The organism is Arthrobacter sp. NPDC057009 (assembly GCF_042673905.1).
Classification (GTDB): domain Bacteria; phylum Actinomycetota; class Actinomycetes; order Actinomycetales; family Micrococcaceae; genus Arthrobacter.
This window is the reverse complement of record NZ_JBHUSB010000052.1, coordinates 1-2,202: the sequence shown is the minus strand read 5'-3', so window position 1 is coordinate 2,202 and position 2,202 is coordinate 1. Positions and strand designations below refer to the sequence as shown.

The 2,202-nt window shown below is 59.9% G+C and carries 2 protein-coding genes; both read left to right on the top strand.

What is annotated here, in order from left to right; all coding sequences use genetic code 11:
• The first annotated feature begins 360 nt into the window (after positions 1–360).
• Positions 361–957: a hypothetical protein gene (locus ACFTR6_RS22050; protein ID WP_377959478.1), complete on the top strand. Its 597-nt coding sequence runs from the start codon at positions 361–363 to the stop codon at positions 955–957.
• Positions 958–1,144: 187 nt separating this feature from the next.
• Complete coding sequence (locus tag ACFTR6_RS22045) at positions 1,145–1,672, top strand: hypothetical protein (RefSeq protein WP_087871876.1); 528 nt, start codon at positions 1,145–1,147, stop codon at positions 1,670–1,672.
• Positions 1,673–2,202 lie beyond the last annotated feature (530 nt).

Here is a 2,202-nt window from a genome sequence, read left to right as displayed (position 1 = left end):
GAACAACGCCATCAAAAAACTCAACAGCCTAGGCTTCAACGTCACCATCACCCCGGCCACCGCAGCCTGACGAACCTTACTTTCGTATTAGACCTGGCGAACGGGACTGTGCCGTGAAGGGTTCGACTGGCGGGGCGGGCGACCCCGCTCTGGGCTGTGTCGGAGCATTTGGCCGCTCCTTGCATTCGCTGGCTGTAGCCTTCATCACCACGCGCGGTTAGACATTCCTTGAGGGCTGACCGTTGTAGTCTCATCGGACAAGGCGAAGGGGGCATGGTGCCAGACAAGAAGTTCCGTCCACGCCGGCAAGGACCCCGCCGACAGCTGGGGCGGCTGCTCGCATGGAGGGACGACGTGCGCATGCGGCTGTTGGAGCGAGAAGAAACAATGTGGGACAAGGTTCTTACTTGGCCGTTGCCCGTCAGAGACCTTCTCGCCGTAGTCACCGTGCTGCTGGCCCTGGCTTGCGTTATTGTGCCCGCGCTTCTAGGCGGAGCTGATTTCGAGCGAACCGGGAAGCTTGTTGCGAGCCAGCCCCGAGAGTCGGCGACGCTCGTCGAGGTCGTCGACGCGGCGCGGGGTGACGATACCTATTATGTCCTGCTCCGTGGTGAGGAGGTCCAGGCAGACTACGGGTGGTTCATTCCGGAGCCGACTCCAGGAACGACGGTTGAAGTCGTCCGCGACCCCGAAAATCCGAGCCGCGTCATCGCTGTGGGCACACCTCAAGACTGGGCCGACCGGCCGTGGCTCAATGCGGTCCTCGCAGCCGTTGCGCTGGCCTTTGGCTTGCTTGCGGCGCTCTTTGCGGGCCTCAAGCTTGTTCCGGAACGGGGCGGCCCCGTATTCGAGAGGCTGTTCAACGCACGGGAGCGCCTGGTGCGGCGGGCGGACCATGCACTGCGCGAGCGGTTAGGCAGAGGCTCGCCATCTTCCGGCCGTCACAGCTCGCCGTAGCGCGCCCAGTTCGCCTACTTCCTGCCGTAGCCATTGATCAGCAATGTGCTGGCCTGCCGCCGCTTGTGCCAGGATGCGCTCAGGGAATGAGATCCCACCCTCCAAGAGATCAGCAGTGACCGCCTGAGGTTCGGCTCCTGGTAATCCGACGGTCAGAGTTGGCGAGTTCGGCAGATAGGATTCGCGGATGAGGATGTCGTACCCGTACTGGATCCAATTTCAAGGTCAGAAGCTTGGCCTCGTGTGGCAAACGGACGACGAAGCTGGCGATGAAGGCGATACCGACGGTGTTCTCGTCTCTAAGGGCCAGATCGTATGGGCCCGCACTCAAGAGGAATTTTCCGAGTTGGCCCGGCAACACAACCTCACATTGGAAGCAGGCAACGAGGAACCTCAAAACCTTGACGGGATCGAAGAACTTCTCCATTTGCCGGCATCAGATGAAATCTGCGCGCAGCTGCTGAATGCGTGGAACCTCCTCGGCGACATTGCACGCAGCGTGAACGCACCACTGGATGACCGAGGACCAGAGGCCGACAAGTGCTACGACAAACTCTTCTACGGCAATAACCTCCCCAGTATCACTCCCCCGGGTGAGCACTACAGCCCGTATTTCGATGACCACGAGCAACGCGTCATCACAGAGATCCTGGACCGTGGCCGGGTGATCTTGGCCAGCCGTCTCGACCGTCGAGCGAGGACGTCCGGAAACTGACACGGCCAAGTGGCCAGTCGGTGCATTCGTGCAATTTGCTGCGAATGTAGTTCCGAGAATGACATGCTTGCGAACAGGCAGCCAGAGCTGGCCTGGCACAGATGTTCTCACGGCGCATGCACTGTGCCGCCTCGCGGGAAATCACCATGAAAATGGTGCATGCGCCATCTCTCAGGGACGGGAGAAAATTAGAAAGCCTGCGACGACCAAGCAGCACGCGCTCAAAAAGATTGACGTCATCATGAGTTTGCGTGGCTTGCCAGTATAGGGTTTACCCTTCGTGTGCGGGTGTTTCCTCAAATAGGCGAGGGTGGGTAGGCTCACTAAAAGGGAAAGCAGAATCAATAAGTTCGCCAGCTGCTGCATGCTACGACCCCTATGTCGAGTACAACGACCCTAACCCTTCCTACCAGACACCGATAGAGAGGTCCCGAGGAAAATGGACTAGCGGTCCAGCGTCGCTGTCGCGCCGTGGTGGGAGAAAGTATGCGGTTGCCTCGCCCCTGGCTCTGGCCGGGGATGAGGTTTCG